This window comes from Streptomyces sp. NPDC001002 (genome assembly GCF_053599215.1).
In genome coordinates, this window is sequence record NZ_JBSFLV010000146.1 from 1 (window position 1) to 22,352 (window position 22,352).

Consider the following 22,352-nt stretch of genomic DNA (forward strand, 5'->3'; position numbering starts at 1 on the left):
CTCTTCGAGTTCGTCACCGGCGTCCTGAACGTCCAGCTCGACTACATCTTCCCCGGCTCCTTCTACCCCCATGGGGGACTCGACGGCGCCGGGCCGCTGTCATGCCCGGAGTACGGGGACGTCGTACTTGGGGATCCAGGTGTCCCGGGTGACGATGGTCAGGTCTTCGAGCTGGGCCTGGGCGACGAGCATGCGGTCGAAGGGGTCGCGGTGGTGAAGGGGCAGCACTCCTGCGCGCACGCCGTGATCCAGGTTGATGGAGAGCGGCCGCAACTGACAGTCGCGGGCGCGCTCAGGCAGGTCGGCGGGTGCGTCCAGCTTGCCGAGCGCCATCTTCACGGAAAGCTCCCACGGGGTGACGGCGCTGATATAGGCCACCGGCTCGGTGTCGAGTAACTCCTTGATCTCCGGTGAGAGTTCCGGGGAGTCGAGCAGCCACCAGACCACGACGTGGGTATCGGCGAGAAGCTTCACGCGATGCCCTCCTGCCGCAGGCCGAACGCCTCGGCGAACCCGTCATCGTCGGACAGGTCGTCGAAGTCGTCGTGGAACACCACCGGCTCTTTCAGGGAGCCGCGGCTGGTGCGGCGCACGGCGGCCCGCAGCGGCACCACCTTGGCGACCGGCTCCCCCGCCCGGCTGATGATCACCTCTTCCCCTGTCTCCACCAGCTGCAGTATCCGGGAGAAGTGGGTCTTGGCGTCATGCACGTTGTACTGCCGCTGGACTTCCTGCGGTGCCATGGCGATCTCCCGAACGAGTGGACTAGGGAGTGGACTAGATAAAGGCCACGGTAGCGCGCCATCCCCCGGCCGGGCCACCGTATTCACTCCGCCGAGTGACACCGCCCCCGGCGACGTACCCTGGAGAACCCCCGGCCCGCCTCGCGTGTCGGGTCCTTCGCGTTGCCCACCCCCCTCGGACCCCGGACGGAAGCACTCCTTCATGAGCCTGCACGGTCTGCTCGATGCCGTTGTCAAGGACACCGCGCTCGCGGAAGCGATCGCGGCGGCCGGTGGCGGCAACCGCATGCACGTCGACCTGGTCGGTCCGCCCGCGGCCCGGCCGCTGGCCGTCGCCGCCCTGGCCCGGGAGACCGGCCGCCCGGTGCTGGCGGTGACCGCGACCGGCCGCGAGGCGGAGGATCTGGCGGCTGCTCTGCGGTCGCTGCTGCCGGCCGACGGGGTGGTGGAGTACCCGTCCTGGGAGACGCTCCCGCACGAGCGGCTCAGCCCGCGCAGCGACACCGTGGGCCGTCGCCTCGCCGTCCTGCGCCGGCTCACCCATCCTCGGCCCGACGACCCCGAGACCGGACCGGTGTCGGTCGTCGTCGCGCCCGTACGGTCCGTGCTGCAACCGCAGGTCAAGGGGTTGGGGGAGCTGGAGCCGGTCGCCCTGCGGACGGGCCAGACCGCCGACCTCAACGCGGTCGTCGACGCGCTCGGCGCCGCCGCCTACGCGCGCGTGGAGCTGGTCGAGAAGCGGGGCGAGTTCGCCGTACGCGGTGGAATCCTCGATGTCTTCCCGCCCACCGAGGAACACCCCCTGCGTATCGAGTTCTGGGGTGACGACGTAGAGGAGATCCGCTACTTCAAGGTCGCCGACCAGCGGTCCCTCGAAGTCGCCGACCACGGGCTGTGGGCCCCGCCCTGCCGTGAACTCCTGTTGACGGAGGACGTCCGCTCGCGCGCGCGTGCCCTCGCCGAACAGCACCCCGAGCTGGGCGAACTGCTCGGCCGCATCGCCGAGGGCATCGCCGTGGAAGGCATGGAGTCCCTCGCCCCCGTCCTGGTCGACGACATGGAGCTGCTCCTCGACGTACTGCCCAAGGGCGCCATGGCCGTCGTATGCGACCCGGAGCGGGTACGCACGCGTGCCGCCGACCTCGTCGCGACCAGCCAGGAGTTCCTGCAGGCCTCCTGGGCGGCCACCGCCGGTGGCGGTGAGGCCCCGATCGACGTCGGCGCGGCCTCCCTGTGGTCCATCGCGGACGTCCGGGACCGGGCGCGCGAGCTGGACATCATGTGGTGGTCGGTGTCGCCCTTCGCCGCCGACGAGGAACTGGACGCCGACACCCTCAAGCTCGGCATGCACGCCCCCGAGACCTACCGCGGCGACACCGCCAAGGCGCTCGCCGACACCAAGGGCTGGCTCGCCGACGGCTGGCGCACGGTCTACGTCACCGAGGCGCACGGCCCCGCCGCCCGCACGGTCGAGGTGCTCGGCGGCGAGGGCATCGCGGCCCGCCTGGACACCACCGGCCTCACGGACCTGGAGCCGTCCGTCGTGCACGTGGCGTGCGGCTCGATCGACTACGGCTTCGTCGACCCGGCGCTCAGACTCGCCGTGCTCACCGAGACCGACCTGTCCGGCCAGAAGGCGGCCGGCAAGGACGGCGCCCGGATGCCGGCCCGCCGCCGCAAGACGATCGACCCGCTCAGCCTGGAGGCCGGCGACTACATCGTCCACGAGCAGCACGGTGTGGGCCGCTACATCGAGATGGTCCAGCGGACCGTCCAGGGCGCGACCCGCGAGTACCTGGTGGTGGAGTACGCGCCCGCCAAGCGCGGCCAGCCAGGCGACCGCCTCTACATCCCCACCGACCAGCTGGAACAGATCACCAAGTACGTCGGCGGCGAGGCCCCCACCCTGCACCGCCTCGGCGGCGCCGACTGGACCAAGACCAAGGCGCGCGCCAAGAAGGCCGTCAAGGAGATCGCGGCCGACCTGATCAAGCTCTACAGCGCCCGCATGGCCGCCCCCGGGCACACCTTCGGCCCGGACACGCCCTGGCAGCGCGAGCTGGAGGACGCCTTCCCGTACGTGGAGACCCCCGACCAGCTGACCACCATCGCCGAGGTCAAGGACGACATGGAGAAGTCGGTCCCGATGGACCGCCTGATCTGCGGCGACGTCGGCTACGGCAAGACCGAGATCGCGGTCCGCGCCGCCTTCAAGGCCGTCCAGGACGGCAAGCAGGTCGCCGTCCTCGTCCCCACCACCCTGCTGGTGCAGCAGCACTTCGGCACCTTCTCCGAGCGCTACTCCCAATTCCCGGTCAACGTACGGGCGTTGTCCCGCTTCCAGACCGACACCGAGGCGAAGGCGACCCTGGAGGGCCTGCAGGAGGGCTCGGTGGACGTCGTCATCGGCACCCACCGGCTCTTCTCCTCCGAGACCAAGTTCAAGGACCTGGGCCTGGTCATCGTCGACGAGGAACAGCGCTTCGGCGTCGAGCACAAGGAGCAGCTGAAGAAGCTGCGCGCCAACGTCGACGTACTGACGATGTCCGCCACCCCCATCCCCCGCACCCTGGAGATGGCGGTGACCGGCATCCGCGAGATGTCCACGATCACCACCCCGCCCGAGGAGCGCCACCCCGTCCTCACCTTCGTCGGCCCCTACGAGGAGAAGCAGATCGGCGCGGCCGTCCGCCGTGAACTCCTCCGCGAGGGCCAGGTCTTCTACATCCACAACCGCGTCGAGTCCATCGACCGCGCCGCCGCCCGCCTGCGCGAGATCGTCCCCGAGGCCCGCATCGCCACCGCCCACGGCCAGATGTCGGAGACCGCCCTGGAACAGGTCGTCGTCGACTTCTGGGAGAAGCGGTACGACGTCCTCGTCTCGACCACGATCGTCGAGTCCGGCATCGACATCTCCAACGCCAACACCCTCATCGTGGAGCGCGGCGACAACTTCGGCCTCTCCCAACTCCACCAGCTGCGCGGCCGGGTGGGCCGCGGCCGCGAGCGCGGGTACGCCTACTTCCTGTACCCGCCGGAGAAGCCGCTGACCGAGACCGCGCACGAGCGGCTCGCCACCATCGCCCAGCACACCGAGATGGGCGCGGGCATGTACGTGGCCATGAAGGACCTCGAAATCCGGGGCGCCGGCAACCTGTTGGGCGGCGAACAGTCCGGGCACATCGCGGGCGTCGGCTTCGACCTGTACGTCCGCATGGTCGGCGAGGCCGTCGCGGACTACCGCGCCTCCCTGGAGGGCGGGGTCGAGGAGGAGCCGCCCCTGGAGGTCAAGATCGAGCTCCCGGTCGACGCGCACGTCCCGCACGACTACGCCCCCGGCGAGCGCCTGCGCCTGCAGGCCTACCGCTCCATCGCCTCCGCCAACACGGAGGAGGACGTCAAGTCCGTACGCGAGGAACTCACCGACCGCTACGGCAAGTTGCCCGAACCGGTGGAGAACCTGCTCCTGGTGGCCGGCCTGCGCATGCTCGCCCGCGCGTGCGGCGTCGGCGAGATCGTCCTGCAGGGCACCAACATCCGCTTCGCACCGGTGGAGTTGCGCGAGTCCCAGGAACTGCGCCTCAAGCGCCTGTACCCGGGCACCGTCATCAAGCCGACGGCCCACCAGGTGCTGGTGCCACGGCCGAAGACGGCGAAGGTCGGCGGAAAGCCGTTGGTCGGGCGGGAGTTGCTCGGCTGGGTGGGGGAGTTCCTGACGTCGATCCTGGGGTCGTAGCGCCTGGGCCGCTCTTGTTTCGGTAGGCCTCCGGGACCCGGGTTACGCGTCGACGCGTATACGCCGGTTCGATCGTGAAACTCCGGGTCCCGGGCGTCCGCCCTCCGGCAGGATGTCCGCCATGGCGGACAGGGGGCGCGCGAGCACGATCGCGTGGACGGGGGCGACGTGCGTGCTGGTCGCCGCCGCCCTGGTCTTCGCGCTGGGGCCGGAGCACGCTCCACTGGGTGTGTCGGACCGCAGCGGTCTGGTGTCCATGGTGGCGGCCGTGGCCGCCCTGATGGCCGCCGTGATCGCGCTGCTGTGGTCCCGGCCGGGCGGCCACGAGGACGAGGCGGCCGCCGTCGCCCGGCTGGCTCGTGAGGTCCGGGCGGTGGGCGAGCCGCAGTGGACGCACAGCCTCGGCGGAGACCTGACCGCGATCGATGTGACCTTCGCCTTCCGGCCGTACGCGAACGCGCGCGCCGCGGCCCTCCCGCCCACGCCCGCGGGCCAGTTGGAGCGAGTGGTCGAGGACTACTGCGCACTTCGCCCCCGACGACTGGTGATCACCGGGGAGTCGGGGGCGGGCAAGACCGTGCTGGCCTGGAAACTCGCCATGGAGCTCAACAAGGCGCGCGCGGAAGGCGAGCCGGTGCCGGTCCTGATGGCCCTCGCGGACTGGGACGAAGAGGAGCCCGTGGGCGACTGGATCGCCCGTCATCTCGAACGTGACTACGGTCTGCCGCCGAGATCCGCCCGCAAGGTCGTGGCAGCCCGGATGGTCCTGCCGATCCTCGACGGCCTGGACGAGATGGACGCGGCGGACACCCCGGTGGCCGAGTCACGGGCGCTCGTCGCACTGGACGCCCTGGCCCGTTACCAGGACGGCATCGAGCCGGCACCGCTCGTACTGACCTGCCGCACCCGCCAGTACGACGCTCTGGAGACAAACGCCAACCACCTTCTCGACGCCGCGCGCATCGAGATCGATCCGGTCACCCCCGACCGGGCCGTGCGCTTCCTCGAACAGCGCGGCGCCGCACGCCGTCCCGCCGTCTGGCAGCCGCTGCTCGACGAACTGCGGTCCACGCCGGGCGGGGTGCTCAGCCGGGCGCTGTCCACGCCTTGGCGGCTCACCCTCGCCGCGACCGTGTACGAACGGGACGGCGATCCTGGGGAGTTGGTCGGCGCCCACACCGCGGACGAGGCGGCGGACCTGCTGCTGCGCCGGTATGTTCCGGCGTCCCTTCGGGCGATGGGCGGCGCCCCGGGAGGCTGCGGTGCGGGCGAGGCCCAACGGAGACTCGCCGTCCTGGCCCGGTCGCTGGACTCCCCGGGCGGAGCACAGACCGATCTGAGGCTGCCTCAGCTGAGCGGACAGCTGGGCGGGGGCCTGCCGAGGATCATGCTGTGCGCGCTCGTCGTGGCATGTGCCGTGCCGTCCGTTCTCCTTCTGGCGGTCTCCGGAGCCGCGTTCACACTCCGCGGCTCGGCCGCCATCACCGCGGCCGCGGCTGCGCTGACCCTGCCCATCGTGCTGGCCGAGAGACTGAGATGGCTCGCCTTTTCCTGGTATATGCCCCCAATCGGAAGCCCGTTGTGGCGCGTGGGGGTCAGGCTGGCGCTCCGGGGCGGCAGTCGACGCTGGCAGACGCTCGGCAAGGTCGGCCTGTTCGCCTCCGTGTGCGTGTTCATGGCCCTTCCCGTCGGTGGGTCCGGCGGCTGGCGACTGGTGGTGCCGTTGGTCCCGTTGGCCCTGGTCGTGGTGGCCTTCGCGGCGGCCGAGTGGCTCGACGTGGCCGCCATCGGGCCGTTGGGATGGCCCCGCGGAGGTGCCTACGCCGCCACCGCTATGGGCTGCGCACTGGTCCTCATGGCTGCGCTGTGGCGGCCGACTTCAGGCGCCCTCGGCGCGGTCGCGCTGCTCAGCGTCCTGGCCATCGGCGTCGGTTCACTCTGGCTGGAGTACGCCGCGTTCCTGCTGATCACGCCCCAACTCCCGTTCCGCCTCGCCCGTTTCCTCGACTGGTCCGTCTCGGCGGGCCTTCTGCGGAGATCCGGCGTCGCCTACCAGTTCCGCCACCGTGAGTTCCAGGAGTGGCTGGTGCTGCATCCCGACCCCGAAAACTGAGGCCGCCCGCGGGACGTTCGTCTCCGCGGGCGGCCTCGGTCGGCTCGGTGACTCCTCCGTGGGGCCTGCTGGCCTACGGCTGGTCGGGCTTGTCGCGGTCCATGCCGAGGGCGCCCTCGATCTTCTGCTGCGCCTGGTCGACCTGGCTCTCGTACTTGTTGCCGGTCTTCTCGTTGACCTTCTTCTCCGCCATGTCGGACATGTCCTTGGCCTTGTCCTGCGCCTGGCGGTTGCTCCTGAACCTGTCGAGGATGCCCATCCAGAGCTCCTTCCGGAGGTGACTCACGGTCGACGATACGTCCGAAATGCGCGAAGCGCACACTGTGGACACAAATGGTCTGGACCTCCCGAACAACCCTGTGCGCCCGCTCGCTACGGTGTGCACCAACAAGTACTGGGAAGACGCCTGTTGCGGGGTCGGGACGCTCCTGTTGGAGCGAGGTCGAAGGGGAGGGGCGCACTGTGAGGCGTCTGAGGGGCGGGACCGCGGCTGTCGCCGTGCTGGTGATCGGCATGGGCGGCCTCGCCGGGTGCAAGGACATGACGAGCGGAGCGCCGGGACCGGAACAGTCCACGGGCAGCGACGCGGGCGGCGGTGGCGGAGGCGGCGGTGCCGCGCTCACGGCCGCGAAGGCACTGACCGTCAAGGGGCGGGCGCCCAAGACCGGTTACGACCGGGACAGGTTCGGCAGCGCCTGGGCGGACACGGACTCCAACAGCTGCGACACCCGCGACGACATCCTCAAGCGGGACCTGGAGGACGTGAAGTTCAGCGACGGCGACTGCAAGGTGTCGTACGGCGTCCTGGAGAAGGACCCCTACTCCGGCAAGCACGTCGTCTACCAGCGCGGGCGCAGCCTGGTCGACATCGACCACGTCGTGCCCCTGTCCGACGCCTGGCAGAAGGGCGCGAAGTACTGGGACAGCCGTAAGCGCATAGCCCTCGCCAACGACCCGCTGAACCTCATAGCGGTCGACTCCTCCACCAACCGCTCCAAGGGCGACGGCGACGCGGCCACCTGGCTGCCGCCCAACAAGTCCTACCGCTGCACGTACGTCGCCGCGCAGGTCGCCGTGAAGAAGAAGTACGAGCTGTGGGTGACGGCCGCCGAGAAGTCCGCGATGGAGAAGGTGCTCAGCACGTGCTCGGGGCAGAAGCTGCCGTCCGGGGGCAACCCGACGGAGGCGCCCGCGCGGTTCACGTCGGGCTGAGGGGCCGGTTCCGGGTGCGGTGAGGGCCGGTTCCCGGCGGGTTCGCTCGGCGCCAAGGGCGTACACATGGGTTTCCGGGGACGGGCCTCGCGCCTACGGTGACCGTATGGAGCTGAAGGTGTCCAGCCTCACCGAGCGCCCCGACCTGGTCCAGAAGGTCTACGCGATGGCCGACAGCTGGCCGGAGTTCGTCCGCCACGACGGGGTGGGCGACGCCTGCTACGGGCGCCTCGCCGGCGACTTCGCGGAGTACACCCTCGCCGCCGAGGACGAACGCGGCGAGGTCGTCGCCTACGCCTACAGCGTCCCCTTCGCCCTGCGCACCGAGGACCGCGGCGGCACCGAGGGCCCCGGCGAACTGCCCGCCCGCGGCTGGGACCAGGTCCTCCTGTGGGCCTTCGCCGACCTGCGCCACGGCGTCCGCCCCGACACCGTCAGCGCGATCGCGATCGTCGTCGCCCCGAGCGTCCAGGGCCGCGGACTCTCCGCCCGGATGCTCTCCGCGCTGCGCGACACCGCCCGCGCCCACGGCTTCACCGAGGTCGTCGCCCCGGTCCGCCCCAGCGCCAAACACCTCGAACCGCACACCCCCATCGAGGAGTACGCCCATCGCGTGCGGTCCGACGGGCTGCCCCACGACCCCTGGCTGCGCGTCCACGCCCGGGCCGGCGCCACGATCGACCGCGTGGCTCCGGCCTCGATGACCGTCTCCGGTTCCCTGGAGCAGTGGCGCGAGTGGACCGGGCTGCCCTTCGACACCCGGGGCGACCTGGAGGTGCCCGGCGCGCTGGTGCCGGTGCACTGCGAGCCGGAGCGCGGGTACGCGGCGTACGTCGAGCCCAACGTGTGGATGCGGCACGGGTTGTGACGGATCGTCAGGTGTTCTGGGTGCCGTCCAGCGCGTCCAGGTCCAGGATCTTTCCCGTCGGCTTGGTCACGGAGACAGGCTTGTCGTAGTCGCTGAAGGTGAGCGCGCCCGTGTCCGTGCCGGTGCTGACCATCCGGAGCAGATACGGCTTGCCCTCGGCGGCGACGTACAGCGTGTACCGGTCCTTGCCGTCCTTCAGTTTCAGTACGACCGCCTTCGCGCCGCCGACCTCGGCCGTGCCGGCGCGGGTCGCGCTGGAGGCGGCGGTGGCGTCCGGCGAGGCGCTGCCGCCCGAACCGGCGTCCTCGGCGCCTTCGAGCACCGAGTCCAGGTCGCAGAAGCCCGCGATGTCCTCGGAGTCCGCGCCCGTGGCGGAGGTCTTGGCCCACTTCCCGCCCAGCATCGAGACCATCTCGTCGACGGTCTCCTTGGACTCGCCCTTGCTCTGCTCGCGCAGGAACTCCTCGTCGTACTTCATGTAGACGGTGTCGCCGGTCTTGATCAGCTCCATGCCGCCCGAACCGCCCATGCCGAAGGTGCCCGTGCACTCGTTCTTCGTGTTGAGCGCCATGTCGACGTGGATCCTGCCGCCGGCGTCCTCGTCCTCGACGTCGCCCTTCAGGTGCACGGACGAGGCGCCGGTGGTGGCCTTCATCGAGCGGTCGGCGATCTCCAGAGCGCTGAGACCGGCGAAGGGGTCGGCGGGCTTGGTGGTCTTGCCGGCCTTGGGGGCCGAGCTGCTCTTGCCGTCCACCGTGTCCTTGCCGGACTGGTCGGACTGGCAGGCGGTGAGCGCCGCGGTGGCCGCGGTGGCGAGGACGAGAGCTGTGAGTGCCTTGCGAGACATGTGGATTCCCCCCGGAGTTACGGTTCGCTGCGTCAATGAGACCAAAGCCTGTGAACCGAGTCAACACGATTCACGTCTTCGAGTGAGTACACGCGCGTGAACCGATGGATGACGCTTTCGTCGCTATGCTCGGGATCACACGCGAACGCGGGGTGCGGACGCGCAGGTGAAGTCACGAGGGGGAGCCGCCCGGTGCAGGACAACGCGACTGAGGTGACCGCCGCCGAAATCGCCCGGCTCGCCGGAGTGGGCCGTGCCGCCGTCAGCAACTGGCGGCGCCGCCACGGCGACTTCCCCAAACCGGTCGGCGGCACCGAGACCAGTCCGTCCTTCGCGCTCGCCGAGGTCGAGGCGTGGCTGCGCAAGCAGGGCAAACTCGCCGAGGTCCCGCTGCGGGAGCGCGTCTGGCAGCAGCTCGCCGGCCACCCGGAGGGCCCGCTCACCGCCCTCACCCACGCCGGCTGCGTCCTGCTGCTCATCCACGACCGCCCGACGGTGTGGCTGGAGGCGAGCGCGGGCTCGGACGAGCGGCTCGCGGCGATGTTGCCGGGGGCGCTGGAGGGGGTGCTGGTGCCGAGGTTCGGGGCGGGGGGTGTGAAGGGCGCGGCGGCGAGGGGGGCGGCGGCGAGAGGCGCCGCTGTGAAGGGTGCTTCCGCTGTGAACGCGCAGGGCGCTGTTCACAGTTCGGCCCTCGGAAACGGGCGGCCGCCTGTGAACGCCCCGTCCGCCGTGAACACCCACCCTGCCGTTCACACCCCCACCGGCCCCGAACTCCTCCCCTCCGCCCCCCTTCTGCGCGGTGTCGCCGAGCTGGCCGCCGAGACGGGGCCCCGGGACACCTTCGAGTTCCTGCTGGGCCGGCACCTCGACGCCAACCCGCGCCAGTACACGCTCACCCCCGGTGAACTCGCCGCCCTCATGGTCGAGTTGGCAGGCCCCGCCCGCACCCTCCTCGATCCCGCCTGCGGCACCGGCGCTCTGCTGCGAGCCGTCGGCACCGGCCCCGACCAGGAGCTGTACGCCCAGGACAGCGCGCCCGAGCTCGCCGCGCTCACGGCGCTGCGGCTCGCGCTGCAGGCGCGCGTCACCGTGCGCGCCGCCGCCGGTGACACCCTGCGCGCCGACGCGTACCCCGAACTGCGCGCCGACGCGGTCCTGTGCCATCCGCCGTTCAACGAGCGCAACTGGGGCCACGACGAACTCGCCTACGACGCCCGTTGGGAGTACGGCTTCCCGGCCCGCAACGAGTCCGAGCTGGCCTGGGTGCAGCACGCGCTGGCCCGGCTCGCCGACGGCGGCACCGCCGTCCTGCTGATGCCGCCGGCCACCGCCTCCCGCCGCTCAGGGCGCCGCATCCGCGCCGACCTGCTGCGGCGCGGCGCGCTGCGTGCCGTGATCGCGCTGCCGATCGGCGCGGCACCCCCGTACAACATCCCGCTCCATCTGTGGGTGCTGCGGCGGCCCGGGAGGGTGGCCGTGCGGCCGGAGGTGTTGCTCGTGGACACCGGGCAGTTCGGCGCCGAGGGGCGTGGGGGGCCCGACTGGCGGGAGGTGCGCGAGGCCGTCCTGGACGCCTGGCGGGCCTTCGACCCGGCCGGCACCCTCCAGGAACGGCCGGGCGTGGCCCGCGCGTTGCCGGTCATCGAACTCCTCGACGACGACGTCGACCTCGCGCCGGCCCGTCACCTCCCGCCCCCGACCGCGGCGGACGGCGCCGACGCGCTCACCGCCGTACGCGAACGCCTCGGTGAGACCCTCCGGTTGACCGCCGACCTCACCCCGCCGCCCGCGGAGTCGGCGCGGCTCGCGCGCTGGCCGCTCACCACCGTCGGTGAACTCGCGCGCGGGGGAGCGGTGGTGATGCGCAGCGGCGGAAACGGTGGCCACGCGCGCGTGCCCGTGCTCACCGACCAGGACGTCGTCGCCGGTACGGCGCCCTCCGGGACGCTGCCCGAGAGCGACGAGGAGGCGGTGCTGACGGAGCCGGGCGACGTGGTGCTGCCGGTGCTCGGCGGGGGCTCGGTGGCGCGCGTGATCGACGACGCGACCAGGGGTGCCGCCCTGGGGCGCAACCTCGTGCTCCTGCGCCCCGATCCCGCGGCGCTGGACGCGTGGTTCCTCGCCGGCTTCCTGCGCGGCACCGCCAACAACCGCCAGGCCAGCAGTTACGCGTCCACGGCCACGCGCCTGGACGTGCGCCGGCTCCAGCTGCCCCGACTCCCGCTGGACGAACAGCGGCGCTACGGCGCGCGGTTCCGCGCCCTCGACGACTTCGAGCGGGCACTCAGGAACGCGGGCCGGCTGGGGGAGCAGCTGGTGCGCGGAATGTACGACGGGCTGACGGACGGGACGGTGGCGCCGGACTGAGACGCGGGGCCGGACGCGGGCCGAGACGGCGGACCGAAGCGCCGGCCGGGACGTCCTCGTACGAAGTGATCAGCACGACAACGGTTCGGTACAACCCGGGACCGCATGTCGGTGTGGGCCTATACGCTCGAACCCCACATCGATTTCGGGCCCGGGAGCAGTCATGTACGGCCACGGCGCGGTGCCGCCCAGCCGCAGCGAGAGCAACATCGTCACCCTGCGTGTGATGTTCGCCGCGATCGGCACCCTCTGCTGCGGGATCCTCGCCTGTGTTCCGCTGTTCCGGGTGGCCTTCCTGCGCGGGCGGAAGATCGACTGGGCGCTGGCCTGGGGGAGCCTGCCGGTGTCCATCGGCTGTTTCGCCGTGGTCGGCTCGCTGCCGGAGAGCGACGGCAGGACCGACATCGCCCTGGGAGCGGTGATGCTCCTGGGCCTGTTCAGCAGCGTCTACTTCCTCGCGGCGGACATCAAGTACCACCAGCAGCAGCGGCAGTTCGCCGGCTACCCGCCGCAGGGCCCCACCGTGCAGTCCGGGTACGGCTATCCGCAGCCCGCGACGCCGTTCAGCGCCACGCCCGTACCCCAGCCGCCCATGCCCCAACCGCCGCTGCACCAGACCCAGATGCCGCAGCCGCCCCAGCACCACACGCCTCCGCAGCCCCACACCCCGGTGCCGCCGCCCCCGCCCCAGCGCCCCGCGCCCGCCCGTATCGACCAGGTGCGCGCCGAACTCGACGAGCTCAGCGACTACCTGCGCAGACACGACGGTCACCAGGACGGAAACCACGAGGGCGGCAGGTGACCGCGGCGGAAGGCCGGGTCGTCGCGTCCCGCTACGCGCTGTCCACGCTGATCGGACAGGGCGGCATGGGCCAGGTCTGGACGGCCTACGACGAACGGCTCGACCGGCGCGTGGCGGTGAAGCTGCTGCGCCCCGACAAGGTGGCGGGCCAGGACGCCGACGAGCTGCGCCGCCGGTTCGTGCGCGAGTGCCGGGTGACCGCGCAGGTCGACCACCCCGGCCTGGTCACGGTGCACGACGCGGGCAGCGACGGCGAGGAGCTGTTCCTCGTCATGCAGTACATCGACGGCGCCGACCTCTCCGACCATCTCGCCGAGCACGACCCGTACCCGTGGCCGTGGGCGGTCACCGTCGCCGCGCAACTGTGCGCCGTGCTCAGCGCCGTGCACGCCGTGCCGATCGTCCACCGCGACCTCAAGCCGCGCAACGTGATGGTGAAGCAGGACGGCACGGTCACCGTGCTCGACCTCGGCGTCGCCTCCGTCATGGACGCCGACACCACCCGCCTCACCCACACCGGCACGCCCATCGGCTCGCCCGCCTACATGGCGCCCGAGCAGGCGATGGGCGGCGCGGTCGGCCCGTACACCGACCTGTACGCGCTCGGTGTGGTCCTGCACGAACTTCTCAGCGGCGACGTCCCGTTCGCCGGCTCCACCGCCCTCGGCGTGCTGCACCGGCACCTGTACGAGCCCCCGCTGCCCGTGCGCCGGGTCCGCCCCGAGGTGCCCGAGCCGCTCGAAGCCCTCGTCCTGCGCCTGCTCGCCAAGGACCCGCAGCACCGGCCCGCGTCCGCGCAGGAGGTCTACGAGCAGTTGGCACCGCTGCTGCCCGCGCGCGGGATGCCCTCGGGGGCGCCGCTGGACCCCACGCGCCCGTTCCTTCGCCCGCACGCCCCCTGGCCGGACCGTGCGCGCACGCCCGCGCCCCAGCCCGCCCCGGTCGCCTCGTCCGGCGCCGAGAAGCCGGACGTCGCGCGGGCCGTCGACGAGGTCAAGCGCCTGCTGGGCGAGGGCCGCATCACCCAGGCCGTCGACATCCTGGGCGCGATCCTGCCCACGGCGGCCGAACAGCACGGCGAGCACTCCCCGGTCGTCCGCACCCTGCGCAAGCAGTACGCGGCCACCCTCATGGACGACGGCCAGTACCGGCGCGCACTGCCCGAACTGCGCCGCCTCGCCGACGAACGCGCCACCGAGGCCGGCCAGGCCGACCCCCAGTCGCTCCGGTTCCGCTACGAGGCCGCCCAGTGCCTGGAGTCGCTCGGCGAACCGGCGGCGGCGCTCGCGGAGTACCGCGCGCTGCTGCCGTACTACGAGAACCAGTACGTGGCCGGCGACCCCGAGCTCGCCCATGAGGTGCGGCGGCGCATCGGCCACCTCCTGCTCGCCCTCGGCGACCGCGGCGCCGCCCACGAGACGCTCGTGCGCCTCCTGCACGACGTGGAGCGGCTGCGCGGCCCCGGACACCCGCTCGCGGTGGACATCCGGCGGACGCTGGAGTGGCTGGGGCAGGTGCGCGGCTAGGCCTGCAGCCAGGGGTTCGGCCGGTTTTTGCCGGGTGCGGAGGGAATCTTGTGATCCTCAAGGGGCGGGGTTTCCCGAACACTTGGGCGTCGCGGGATAGGTTGCGGTTCGTTTTTCGCCAGACAGTTCGCCAGACAGAACGCCAGTCGGAACGCCCTCTTCTTTAAAGAGGGCATCAACGCACAACCAGGGGTGGGGTATTCATGGCCGGCCATCGGCAGTCCAAGAAGCGCAGATACATCACGTGGGCCGTCGCCGGCACGGCCGTCGTCGCGGGGGCCGGACTCGCCGCGCAGAGCTCCATGGCCGCCACGACCTGGCCCGCGCAGAAGACGTACACGGGCCGCGCCTTCGACACCTGCGCCGCACCCTCCCTCTCCGCGATGAAGGCATGGAAGGGCGGCCTCTACGGCGCCGCCGCCGTCTACATCGGCGGCAAGAACCGCGGCTGCGCCCAGCCCAACCTCACCGCCTCCTGGGTGAAGTCGGTCAGCGCGGTCGGCTGGAAACTGATCCCCCTCTATGTGGGCGCCCAGCCGTCCTGCCAGACCGGCTCCAGCCCCGAGAAGCTCACCGCCGCCACGGCCGCCTCCCTGGGCACCAAGGACGCGACGGACGCGGTCTCCAAGGCCTCGGCGCTCGGCATGAAGGCCGGCAGCCCGATCTTCCTGGACATGGAGTCGTACGACATCACCAACAAGGCGTGCAACGACGCCGTGCTCACCTATGTGCGGTCCTTCGACAAGACCCTGCACGCGAAGACGTACCGCGCGGGCTACTACGGCTTCACCAGCTCCAGCGCGAAGGCGATCGCGAACGCCACCGACAAGACGGACCTGCCGGGCAACCTCTGGTACGCGCTGTGGGACAAGCAGAACACCACGACCAAGGACTGGCCGTTCGGGGCCACCCAGTTCACCGGGCACAGCCGCGGTCACCAGTACATGGTCAACAGCAAGGAGACGCGCGGCGGTTACACGATCACCGTGGACCGCGACGCGTGGGACGGGCCGGTCGCCATCACGGGCTGACGCCCGGCGACCGTCACGGGCCGGCCCCCGGGGACTCCTTGGAGAGCCGTCGGGCGCGGCGGTGCCCGAAGTCCTGGTGAATCGTTGGTCGAATGGGTTGGCCCCAGCCGACCCACTGCCTACCATCGATCACCGCAAGACTTTGTGCACCGTCGCACAATCTCCTCGGGAGGCTTCCTTGCACCGCCGCCGTCGCACCGCGCTCCTGTTCACCGCCGTGATCGCCGCGGCCCCGCTCCTTTCCGCCTGCGGGAGCGACGCGCATCCCGGCGCCGCGGCCGTCGTCGGCGGCCAGCGGATCACCGTCGCGCAGTTGGAGAACCGGGTGGGCGAGGTGCGCTCGGCGCAGCGCGCGGCCGTGTCGGACGACGCCCAGTACAAGCAGGCCGTCGCGCAGACCGGCAGCCTCACCCGCGACACCCTGCACGGCATGGTCCTGGACCGGGTGCTGCACCGCGCCGCCCAGGACGAGGGCGTCACCGTCTCCCGCCACGAGATCCAGCAGATGCGCACCGGACTGGAACAGCAGGTCGGCGGCTCCAAGGCGCTGGAGACGGCCTGGCTGCAGCAGTACGGTGTCGCCCCGGCCCGCCTCGACGACAACCTCCGCCTCCAGCTGGAGGCCCAGAAACTCGCCCAGGCCCTCGGCACCGACACCAGCAAGCCGGCTTTCTGGAACGCCCTGTCCAAGGCGTCCAAGGAACTCCACGTCGACCTCAACCCGCGCTACGGCACCTGGGACGTCCAGAAGAGCAGCCGCGTCGACGCGAAGACTCCGTGGGTACGCGAGGTGACGGCACCGGCTACGCAGGGGACGGCGTGAGCGGCGGGCAGTGAGCGGCGGGCAGTGACCGGCTGCCGGTCGGCAACGGGGAGAAGGAACGGTACGGCGGCCTCGACGGTACGACTGTCTCGGCAGGTGCTGCCTGGTGAGCGATGCGGGCCGATGATCCGATCATCTCTCCCGGCCTGTGGATATCTCGCGAGGACCGTCGTCGCCGTGCGTTAGCTTCGAACCGTGAACGCAACCAGCCCCGCAGTGCCTCCCGGCCGCATCGTCCTCCTCACCACCAGCCACCGCGTCGCGCCCGGCCTCCTGTCCTGGCCCGCCTGGCAGGCCCTGCACGCCGCCGACCGGGTGCTGTGCGCGGACGGCGCCCACCCGCAGCTGCCGTATCTGCGTGAGGCCGGCACAGCGGTCGACGAGGTGGCGCCGAGCGCCGAGGAGCTGGTCGACGCGTGTGCCGGTGGGCGGACGGTGGTCGTCGTCGCGACCGGCGAGGGCGAACCGGCCCTCACCGACGGTCTCGCCCGGCTCGCCGGCTCCGGCCGCGTCCAGATGCCCGAGCTGGAGCTGCTACCGGCCTCCTACGACCTGCCGGGCGCCCGTCTCCTCGACCTCGTCCAGGTCATGGACCGCGTCCGCGCCGAGTGCCCCTGGACCTCCCAGCAGACGCACAAGGGCCTGGCGAAGTACGCCATAGAAGAGGCCTACGAACTCGTCGAGGCGATCGAGGACGGCGACCGGGACGAGCTGCGCGAGGAGCTCGGCGACGTCCTGCTCCAGGTCGTCTTCCACGCCCGGATCGCCGAGGAGGACCCGGACGCCCCCTTCTCCGTCGACGACGTGGCCGCCGGCATCGTCACCAAGCTCATCCACCGCCACCCGCACGTCTTCGGCGACGAGACGGCCGCCACGCCCGAAGAGGTCGCGGAGCACTGGCTGCGCACGAAGGCCACGGAGAAGCAGCGCACCTCGGTGACGGAGGGCATCCCCCTCGGCCAGCCGAGCCTCGCCCTCGCCTCGAAACTGGCGTCCCGCGTCCGCACGGCCGGCCTGGAGGTCCCCCTGCCCCCCACGGACGGCATCGGCTACGAACTGCTCACGCTGGCGGTACGCGCGGAGGCGGACGGCGTCGACCCGGAGGCGGCCCTGCGGGCGGCGGCGCGGGCGTATCGGGACGCGGTGCGGGATGTGGAGGCGTCGGGTCCGCAAGAAGAGGCCTCGGACACGGACGAGGGGGACGACGAGGAGTGACCGACCAGCCGGGCCGATCCCACGCGTCAGCCGTCCCCACCGCCCCCGACCTCTTCACCTGGGAGTTCGCCACCGACCCCTACCCCGCCTACGCCTGGCTCCGTGAGCACGCGCCCGTGCACCGCACGCGGTTGCCCAGCGGGGTGGAGGCGTGGCTGGTGACCCGTTACGCCGATGCCAAGCAGGCCCTCGCCGAGCCGCGGCTCTCCAAGAACCCGGCACATCACGACGAACCGGCGCACGCCAAGGGCAAGACCGGTATCCCCGGTGAGCGCAATGCCGAGTTGATGACCCATCTGCTCAACATCGACCCGCCGGACCACACCCGGCTGCGCCGGCTGGTCAGCAAGGCGTTCACGCCCCGCCGGGTCGCCGAGTTCACCCCTCGCGTCCAGGAGCTCGCCGACGACCTCCTCGACCGGTTCGCGCGGAGCGGCTCCGCGGACCTCATCCACGAGTTCGCCTTCCCGCTCCCCATCTACGCGATCTGCGACCTGCTCGGCGTCCCGCGCGAGGACCAGGACGACTTCCGGGACTGGGCGGGGATGATGATCCGGCACGGAGGCGGGCCGCGGGGCGGGGTCGCGCGGTCCGTGAAGAAGATGCGTGGGTATCTCCTCGACCTCATTCACAAGAAGCGCGCGGCCCTGCCCGCCGAGCCCGCGCCCGGCGAGGACCTCATCTCCGGCCTCATCCGCGCCTCGGACGAGGGCGAGCACCTCACCGAGAACGAGGCCGCGGCGATGGCGTTCATCCTGCTCTTCGCCGGCTTCGAGACCACCGTCAACCTGATCGGCAACGGCACGTACGCCCTCCTCACCCACCCCGAGCAGCGCACCCTCCTCCAGGACTCCCTGGCCGCGGGCGAACGCGGTCTGCTGGAGACCGGCGTGGAGGAACTCCTGCGCTACGACGGCCCGGTGGAGCTGGCGACCTGGCGATTCGCCACGCAGCAACTCACCGTCGGCGGGCAGGACATCGCGGCCGGCGACCCCGTTCTCGTCGTCCTCGCGGCGGCCGACCGGGATCCGGAGCGGTTCGCCGAGCCCGACACCCTCGACCTCTCGCGCCGGGACAACCAGCACCTGGGGTACGGCCACGGCATCCACTACTGCCTCGGCGCGCCGCTCGCCCGGCTGGAGGGACAGACCGCGCTGGCCACGCTGCTGACCCGGCTGCCGGACCTCCGACTCGCCGTGGATCCGGCCGAGTTGAGATGGCGCGGGGGACTCATCATGCGTGGACTGCGCACGCTGCCGGTCGAGTTCACGCCACCCGGGTGACCGGATCGTCACTGTGCGGGCGCACGTGTCCACCTGCGCAAACATGACGCGCATTCAACTCTGTGATCTTCACGTGATCTACGCGGCATTAACTTGTGACAAGCAATGGACTGCCTATACGTTCACCGTTCAAGTGCGGTGCCCAGCACCATGCGTCGCACTCGTCACCACTGTCTTCTGAAAGGCCCCCGCATGCTCTCCGGGAACGGTCGTCACCGTCGCCCCCGCCAGGCTCCGGCCCTCCTCGTCGCGGCCGGTGTGACGGGCTCCGCCATCGCCATCCCGCTCCTCGGCGCGGTGAGCGCCAGCGCGGCCGACGGCACCACCTGGGACAAGGTGGCGAACTGCGAGACCGGCGGCTCCTGGAGCCAGAACGACGGGACCGGTTTCTACGGCGGCCTCAAGCTGTCGCAGGACGACTGGGAGCAGTACGGCGGTCTCGACTACGCCTCGCGCCCCGACCTGGCCAGCCGCAACCAGCAGATAGCCGTCGCCGAGAAGATCCTGGACGACCAGGGCGTGGGCGCGTTCCACACCTGCGGGCTGACCGCGGGACTGTCGGCGGACGACGGGTCGACCGACATCGACACCGGGATCCTGGACGACTCGTCCGACCCCTCCTCGGGCTCCTCGGACGGTTCCGGCTCCACCGGCCTGTCCAACACTCCCGGCGGCACGTCCGACGACTCGTCCTCGACGGACTCGTCCACATCGCCGTCGGCCTCACCTGACTCTTCGTCCGATTCCTCGACCAACCCTGACGAATCGGACGAGTACCTCTCGCCCTCCGACTCCCCGTCCGAGTCGGCGAGCGGTTCACAGGGAAGCGACAGTCCGTCGACAGATCGGGCGAAGGGTGACGACTCGGACAAGTCCGAGCAGGCCGTGGGCTCTTGGAGCCTGGTCGACACCGGCGCGATCGGCTCCGGCAAGCACCGCGGCGCCAGCGCCGACGAGGATGCGGTCGGCACCGACAAGGGAGGGTCCGCGCAGGGGTCGTACACCGTCCGTGGTGGTGACACTCTCGCCTCCATCGCCGACTCCCTTGGCCTGGACGGCGGGTGGCGTGCGCTCTACGCCGAGAACAAGCAGGCCATCGGCGCGAACCCGAACGACATCGCGGCCGGTCAGACCCTGAACCTTCCCGGCGAATAGGGTCGGACAAGGGCCGAACGGGACGAAAAGCGACGGGAGTTAACGACGGTCTTCGGACTGAATGTCCGGTTTGGTGAAAGTGTGGGATGACTCTCAGAAGCCCTGATCGTCTTTGAGTTTCCGCGGAATCCGTGTCTACGGTCATCACCGTTCGTCAACACGGACCCCGAATGCCGCAACGCCGAATCCTGCCAGCGGCCGTAGGGAACAGTCGTCGCTTCACAGCGCCGTAGGCAGGAGCGGGGGACCCAGGTAAGTGCCGGGCCCGGCAGACAGTGCCGGAACCGGCTTGGGGTGAAGTCGTGCGCCGAGAGACGCGCGGCCGGGCAACTCACACGGCCCGAACCCGACAGCTCACCTCGCAGGCGTCGGTGAGGGGATCTCCGCATGCTGTTTTCCAGCAAGGGCAAGCACCGTCGTCCGTCCAAGGCCACCCGCGTCGCCACGCTCGCCGGCGTGACCGGTGTCGCCATCGCCGCCCCGCTCATGGCGGCCGGCAACGCCTCCGCCGCCACCGCCTCCGAGTGGGACACCGTCGCCCAGTGCGAGTCCGGCGGCAACTGGTCCATCAACACCGGCAACGGCTACTTCGGCGGTCTGCAGTTCTCCGCCTCGACCTGGGCCGCCTACGGCGGTACCCAGTATGCGGCGCAGGCCAACCAGGCCAGCAAGGCGCAGCAGATCACCGTCGCCGAGAAGGTGCTCGCCTCCCAGGGCAAGGGCGCCTGGCCGGTCTGCGGCACGGGCCTGTCCGGTGCCACGTACAACGGCGGCAGCTCGTCGAACTCCTCCAGCTCCTCGAACAACAGCAGCTCTTCGAGCAGCGGCACCAGCACCCGCTCGAACGACTCGACCAGCACCTCCCGCTCCGCCGACCGTCCGGCCGCGAAGAAGACCGTCACCACCCCGACCGGCAAGAAGGTCAAGAAGGGCGACGGCGAGTACAAGGTCGTCAAGGGCGACACCCTCAGCACGATCGCCGAGAAGCACAAGGTCAAGGGCGGCTGGGAGAAGCTGTTCAAGCTGAACAAGGACATCGTCGAGGACGCGGACCTCATCTACCCGGGTCAGCAGCTGCACCTCAAGTGACAGCCGGACCCTGGGCCGGACCTCTGGTGACAGGGACCTGGTAGCTGAACCACAGCGGCCCGACAGCCGTGTCCTCCATCATGGATGACACGTGAGGGCCTCCCCCGTCCCCACGGACTCCCCGCCTCGGTGCGTGTTCCCCCGTACGCACCGGGGCGGGGTTCTTTTTGCCCCTCTGCTTTGTTTCGTTCGGAAACAATTTGCTCCCGGTTCTGTCCAAGGGGCGGCCCATCGGCTGGCTGTTCGCCCCGGGACGGTTAGGCTCGGTCTCGCAGAGCCATCGCGGCCCGCGTAGCCGCGTCACATTGAAGAAGGAGATGCTCGTGCCGTCCATCGACGTCGTCGTAGCCCGGGAAATCCTGGACTCCCGAGGCAACCCCACGGTCGAGGTCGAGGTCGGCCTCGACGACGGCAGCACGGGTCGTGCCGCCGTCCCCTCCGGCGCCTCCACGGGTGCCTTCGAGGCCATCGAGCTGCGTGACGGTGACCCCAACCGCTACCAGGGCAAGGGCGTCGAGAAGGCCGTCCTCGCCGTGATCGAGCAGATCGGCCCGGAGCTGGTCGGTTACGACGCCACCGAGCAGCGCCTGATCGACCAGGCGATGTTCGACCTGGACGCCACCGACAACAAGGGCTCGCTCGGCGCCAACGCCATCCTCGGCGTCTCCCTCGCCGTCGCGCACGCCGCCTCCGAGGCCAGCGACCTCCCGCTCTTCCGCTACCTGGGCGGCCCGAACGCGCACCTGCTGCCGGTGCCGATGATGAACATCCTGAACGGCGGCTCGCACGCCGACTCCAACGTGGACATCCAGGAGTTCATGATCGCCCCGATCGGCGCGGAGTCCTTCTCCGAGGCCCTGCGCTGGGGTGCCGAGGTCTACCACACCCTCAAGAAGGTCCTGAAGAACAAGGGCCTGTCCACCGGCCTCGGCGACGAGGGCGGCTTCGCCCCGAACCTGGACTCCAACCGCGCCGCGCTCGACCTCATCCTTGAGGCGATCAAGCAGGCCGGCTACATCCCGGGCGAGCAGATCGCGCTCGCGCTCGACGTCGCCGCGTCCGAGTTCTACAACGAGGGCAAGTACGACTTCGAGGGCAAGTCCCGCTCGGCCGCCGAGATGACCGAGTACTACGAGGAGCTCGTGGCGGCGTACCCGCTCGTCTCCATCGAGGACCCGCTGTACGAGGACGACTGGGCCGGCTGGAAGGTCCTCACCGACCGCCTCGGCGACAAGGTGCAGATCGTCGGCGACGACCTGTTCGTCACCAACCCGGAGCGCCTGGCCCGCGGCATCGAGGACGGCGCGGCCAACGCGCTGCTCGTCAAGGTGAACCAGATCGGCTCGCTCACCGAGACCCTGGACGCCGTCGAGCTGGCCCAGCGCAACGGCTTCAAGTGCATGATGTCCCACCGCTCCGGCGAGACCGAGGACGTCACCATCGCCGACCTCGCCGTCGCCACCAACTGCGCCGCGCCGCGTCCAGGCGGTCGCCGTCTCCTGCTCCGCGAGCCCGAAGTACCCGCACGACCTGCTCAGCGAC

The 22,352-nt window shown here is 70.9% G+C and carries 18 protein-coding genes and 1 riboswitch; of the genes, 14 read left to right on the plus strand and 4 right to left on the minus strand.

Annotated features, from left to right (window positions below):
• Window positions 1–99 precede the first annotated feature (99 nt).
• Together ACWDR3_RS39295 and ACWDR3_RS39300 are read right to left on the minus strand one after the other, a co-directional pair.
• Complete coding sequence (locus ACWDR3_RS39295) at window positions 100–474, minus strand: type II toxin-antitoxin system VapC family toxin (RefSeq protein WP_450357390.1); 375 nt, start codon at window positions 472–474, stop codon at window positions 100–102.
• A complete protein-coding gene (locus tag ACWDR3_RS39300) occupies window positions 471–743 on the minus strand; it encodes a type II toxin-antitoxin system Phd/YefM family antitoxin (protein WP_450357391.1) in 273 nt (90 codons plus the stop codon). The genes ACWDR3_RS39295 and ACWDR3_RS39300 overlap by 4 nt, the downstream gene beginning before the upstream one ends.
• 202 nt (window positions 744–945) lie before the next feature.
• Between ACWDR3_RS39300 and mfd the strand changes: the two genes are divergently transcribed.
• Together mfd and ACWDR3_RS39310 are read left to right on the plus strand one after the other, a co-directional pair.
• Window positions 946–4,479: a transcription-repair coupling factor gene (gene mfd / locus ACWDR3_RS39305; protein WP_450357392.1), complete on the plus strand. Its 3,534-nt coding sequence runs from the start codon at window positions 946–948 to the stop codon at window positions 4,477–4,479.
• A 121-nt stretch (window positions 4,480–4,600) separates the two neighbouring features.
• Window positions 4,601–6,592 carry an NACHT domain-containing protein gene (locus ACWDR3_RS39310; protein ID WP_450357393.1) on the plus strand — a complete coding sequence of 664 codons (1,992 nt, stop codon included), beginning with the start codon at window positions 4,601–4,603 and terminating at the stop codon, window positions 6,590–6,592.
• A gap of 73 nt (window positions 6,593–6,665) precedes the next feature.
• Here ACWDR3_RS39310 and ACWDR3_RS39315 read toward each other — a convergent pair whose 3' ends face one another.
• Complete coding sequence (locus tag ACWDR3_RS39315; RefSeq protein ID WP_450357394.1) at window positions 6,666–6,851, minus strand: antitoxin; 186 nt, start codon at window positions 6,849–6,851, stop codon at window positions 6,666–6,668.
• A gap of 203 nt (window positions 6,852–7,054) precedes the next feature.
• On the opposite strand from ACWDR3_RS39315, the gene ACWDR3_RS39320 reads away from it, so the two are divergent.
• Together ACWDR3_RS39320 and ACWDR3_RS39325 are read left to right on the plus strand one after the other, a co-directional pair.
• Window positions 7,055–7,804 carry an HNH endonuclease family protein gene (locus ACWDR3_RS39320; RefSeq protein WP_450357395.1) on the plus strand — a complete coding sequence of 250 codons (750 nt, stop codon included), beginning with the start codon at window positions 7,055–7,057 and terminating at the stop codon, window positions 7,802–7,804.
• Between the two features lie 106 nt (window positions 7,805–7,910).
• Window positions 7,911–8,672 carry a GNAT family N-acetyltransferase gene (locus tag ACWDR3_RS39325; protein WP_450357396.1) on the plus strand — a complete coding sequence of 254 codons (762 nt, stop codon included), beginning with the start codon at window positions 7,911–7,913 and terminating at the stop codon, window positions 8,670–8,672.
• A gap of 7 nt (window positions 8,673–8,679) precedes the next feature.
• Here the strand turns inward: ACWDR3_RS39325 and ACWDR3_RS39330 are convergent, their stop codons facing one another.
• Window positions 8,680–9,519: a hypothetical protein gene (locus ACWDR3_RS39330; protein WP_450357397.1), complete on the minus strand. Its 840-nt coding sequence runs from the start codon at window positions 9,517–9,519 to the stop codon at window positions 8,680–8,682.
• 192 nt (window positions 9,520–9,711) lie between these two features.
• On the opposite strand from ACWDR3_RS39330, the gene ACWDR3_RS39335 reads away from it, so the two are divergent.
• From ACWDR3_RS39335 to eno, 10 genes are all read left to right on the plus strand, one after another.
• Entirely contained in the window at window positions 9,712–11,886 is a 2,175-nt protein-coding gene (locus tag ACWDR3_RS39335) for an N-6 DNA methylase (RefSeq protein ID WP_450357398.1), read from the plus strand.
• 163 nt (window positions 11,887–12,049) lie between these two features.
• Window positions 12,050–12,688 carry a hypothetical protein gene (locus tag ACWDR3_RS39340; RefSeq protein ID WP_450357399.1) on the plus strand — a complete coding sequence of 213 codons (639 nt, stop codon included), beginning with the start codon at window positions 12,050–12,052 and terminating at the stop codon, window positions 12,686–12,688.
• A gap of 38 nt (window positions 12,689–12,726) precedes the next feature.
• Window positions 12,727–14,214, plus strand: coding sequence for a protein kinase domain-containing protein (locus ACWDR3_RS39345; protein ID WP_450357407.1), 1,488 nt, complete (start codon window positions 12,727–12,729; stop codon window positions 14,212–14,214).
• Between the two features lie 203 nt (window positions 14,215–14,417).
• The gene (locus ACWDR3_RS39350; RefSeq protein WP_450357400.1) at window positions 14,418–15,245 is read left to right on the plus strand and encodes a glycoside hydrolase domain-containing protein; all 828 of its coding nucleotides are present in this window, start codon (window positions 14,418–14,420) and stop codon (window positions 15,243–15,245) included.
• 178 nt (window positions 15,246–15,423) lie between these two features.
• Window positions 15,424–16,068 carry a SurA N-terminal domain-containing protein gene (locus tag ACWDR3_RS39355; protein ID WP_450357401.1) on the plus strand — a complete coding sequence of 215 codons (645 nt, stop codon included), beginning with the start codon at window positions 15,424–15,426 and terminating at the stop codon, window positions 16,066–16,068.
• Window positions 16,069–16,263: 195 nt separating this feature from the next.
• A complete protein-coding gene (locus ACWDR3_RS39360; protein WP_450357402.1) occupies window positions 16,264–17,283 on the plus strand; it encodes a nucleoside triphosphate pyrophosphohydrolase in 1,020 nt (339 codons plus the stop codon).
• Window positions 17,280–18,566, plus strand: a complete 1,287-nt coding sequence (locus tag ACWDR3_RS39365; protein ID WP_450357403.1) for a cytochrome P450 family protein — start codon at window positions 17,280–17,282, stop codon at window positions 18,564–18,566. The genes ACWDR3_RS39360 and ACWDR3_RS39365 overlap by 4 nt, the downstream gene beginning before the upstream one ends.
• A gap of 192 nt (window positions 18,567–18,758) precedes the next feature.
• A complete protein-coding gene (locus tag ACWDR3_RS39370) occupies window positions 18,759–19,721 on the plus strand; it encodes a transglycosylase family protein (protein WP_450357404.1) in 963 nt (320 codons plus the stop codon).
• Window positions 19,722–19,936: 215 nt separating this feature from the next.
• Window positions 19,937–20,104, plus strand: a riboswitch (cyclic di-AMP (ydaO/yuaA leader).
• Between the two features lie 4 nt (window positions 20,105–20,108).
• On the plus strand, window positions 20,109–20,810 hold the full coding sequence (locus ACWDR3_RS39375; RefSeq protein ID WP_450357405.1) for a transglycosylase family protein: 702 nt from the start codon (window positions 20,109–20,111) through the stop codon (window positions 20,808–20,810).
• A 317-nt stretch (window positions 20,811–21,127) separates the two neighbouring features.
• A partial coding sequence (eno, locus tag ACWDR3_RS39380; RefSeq protein WP_450357406.1) for a phosphopyruvate hydratase occupies window positions 21,128–22,352 on the plus strand: 1,225 nt, incomplete at its 3' end.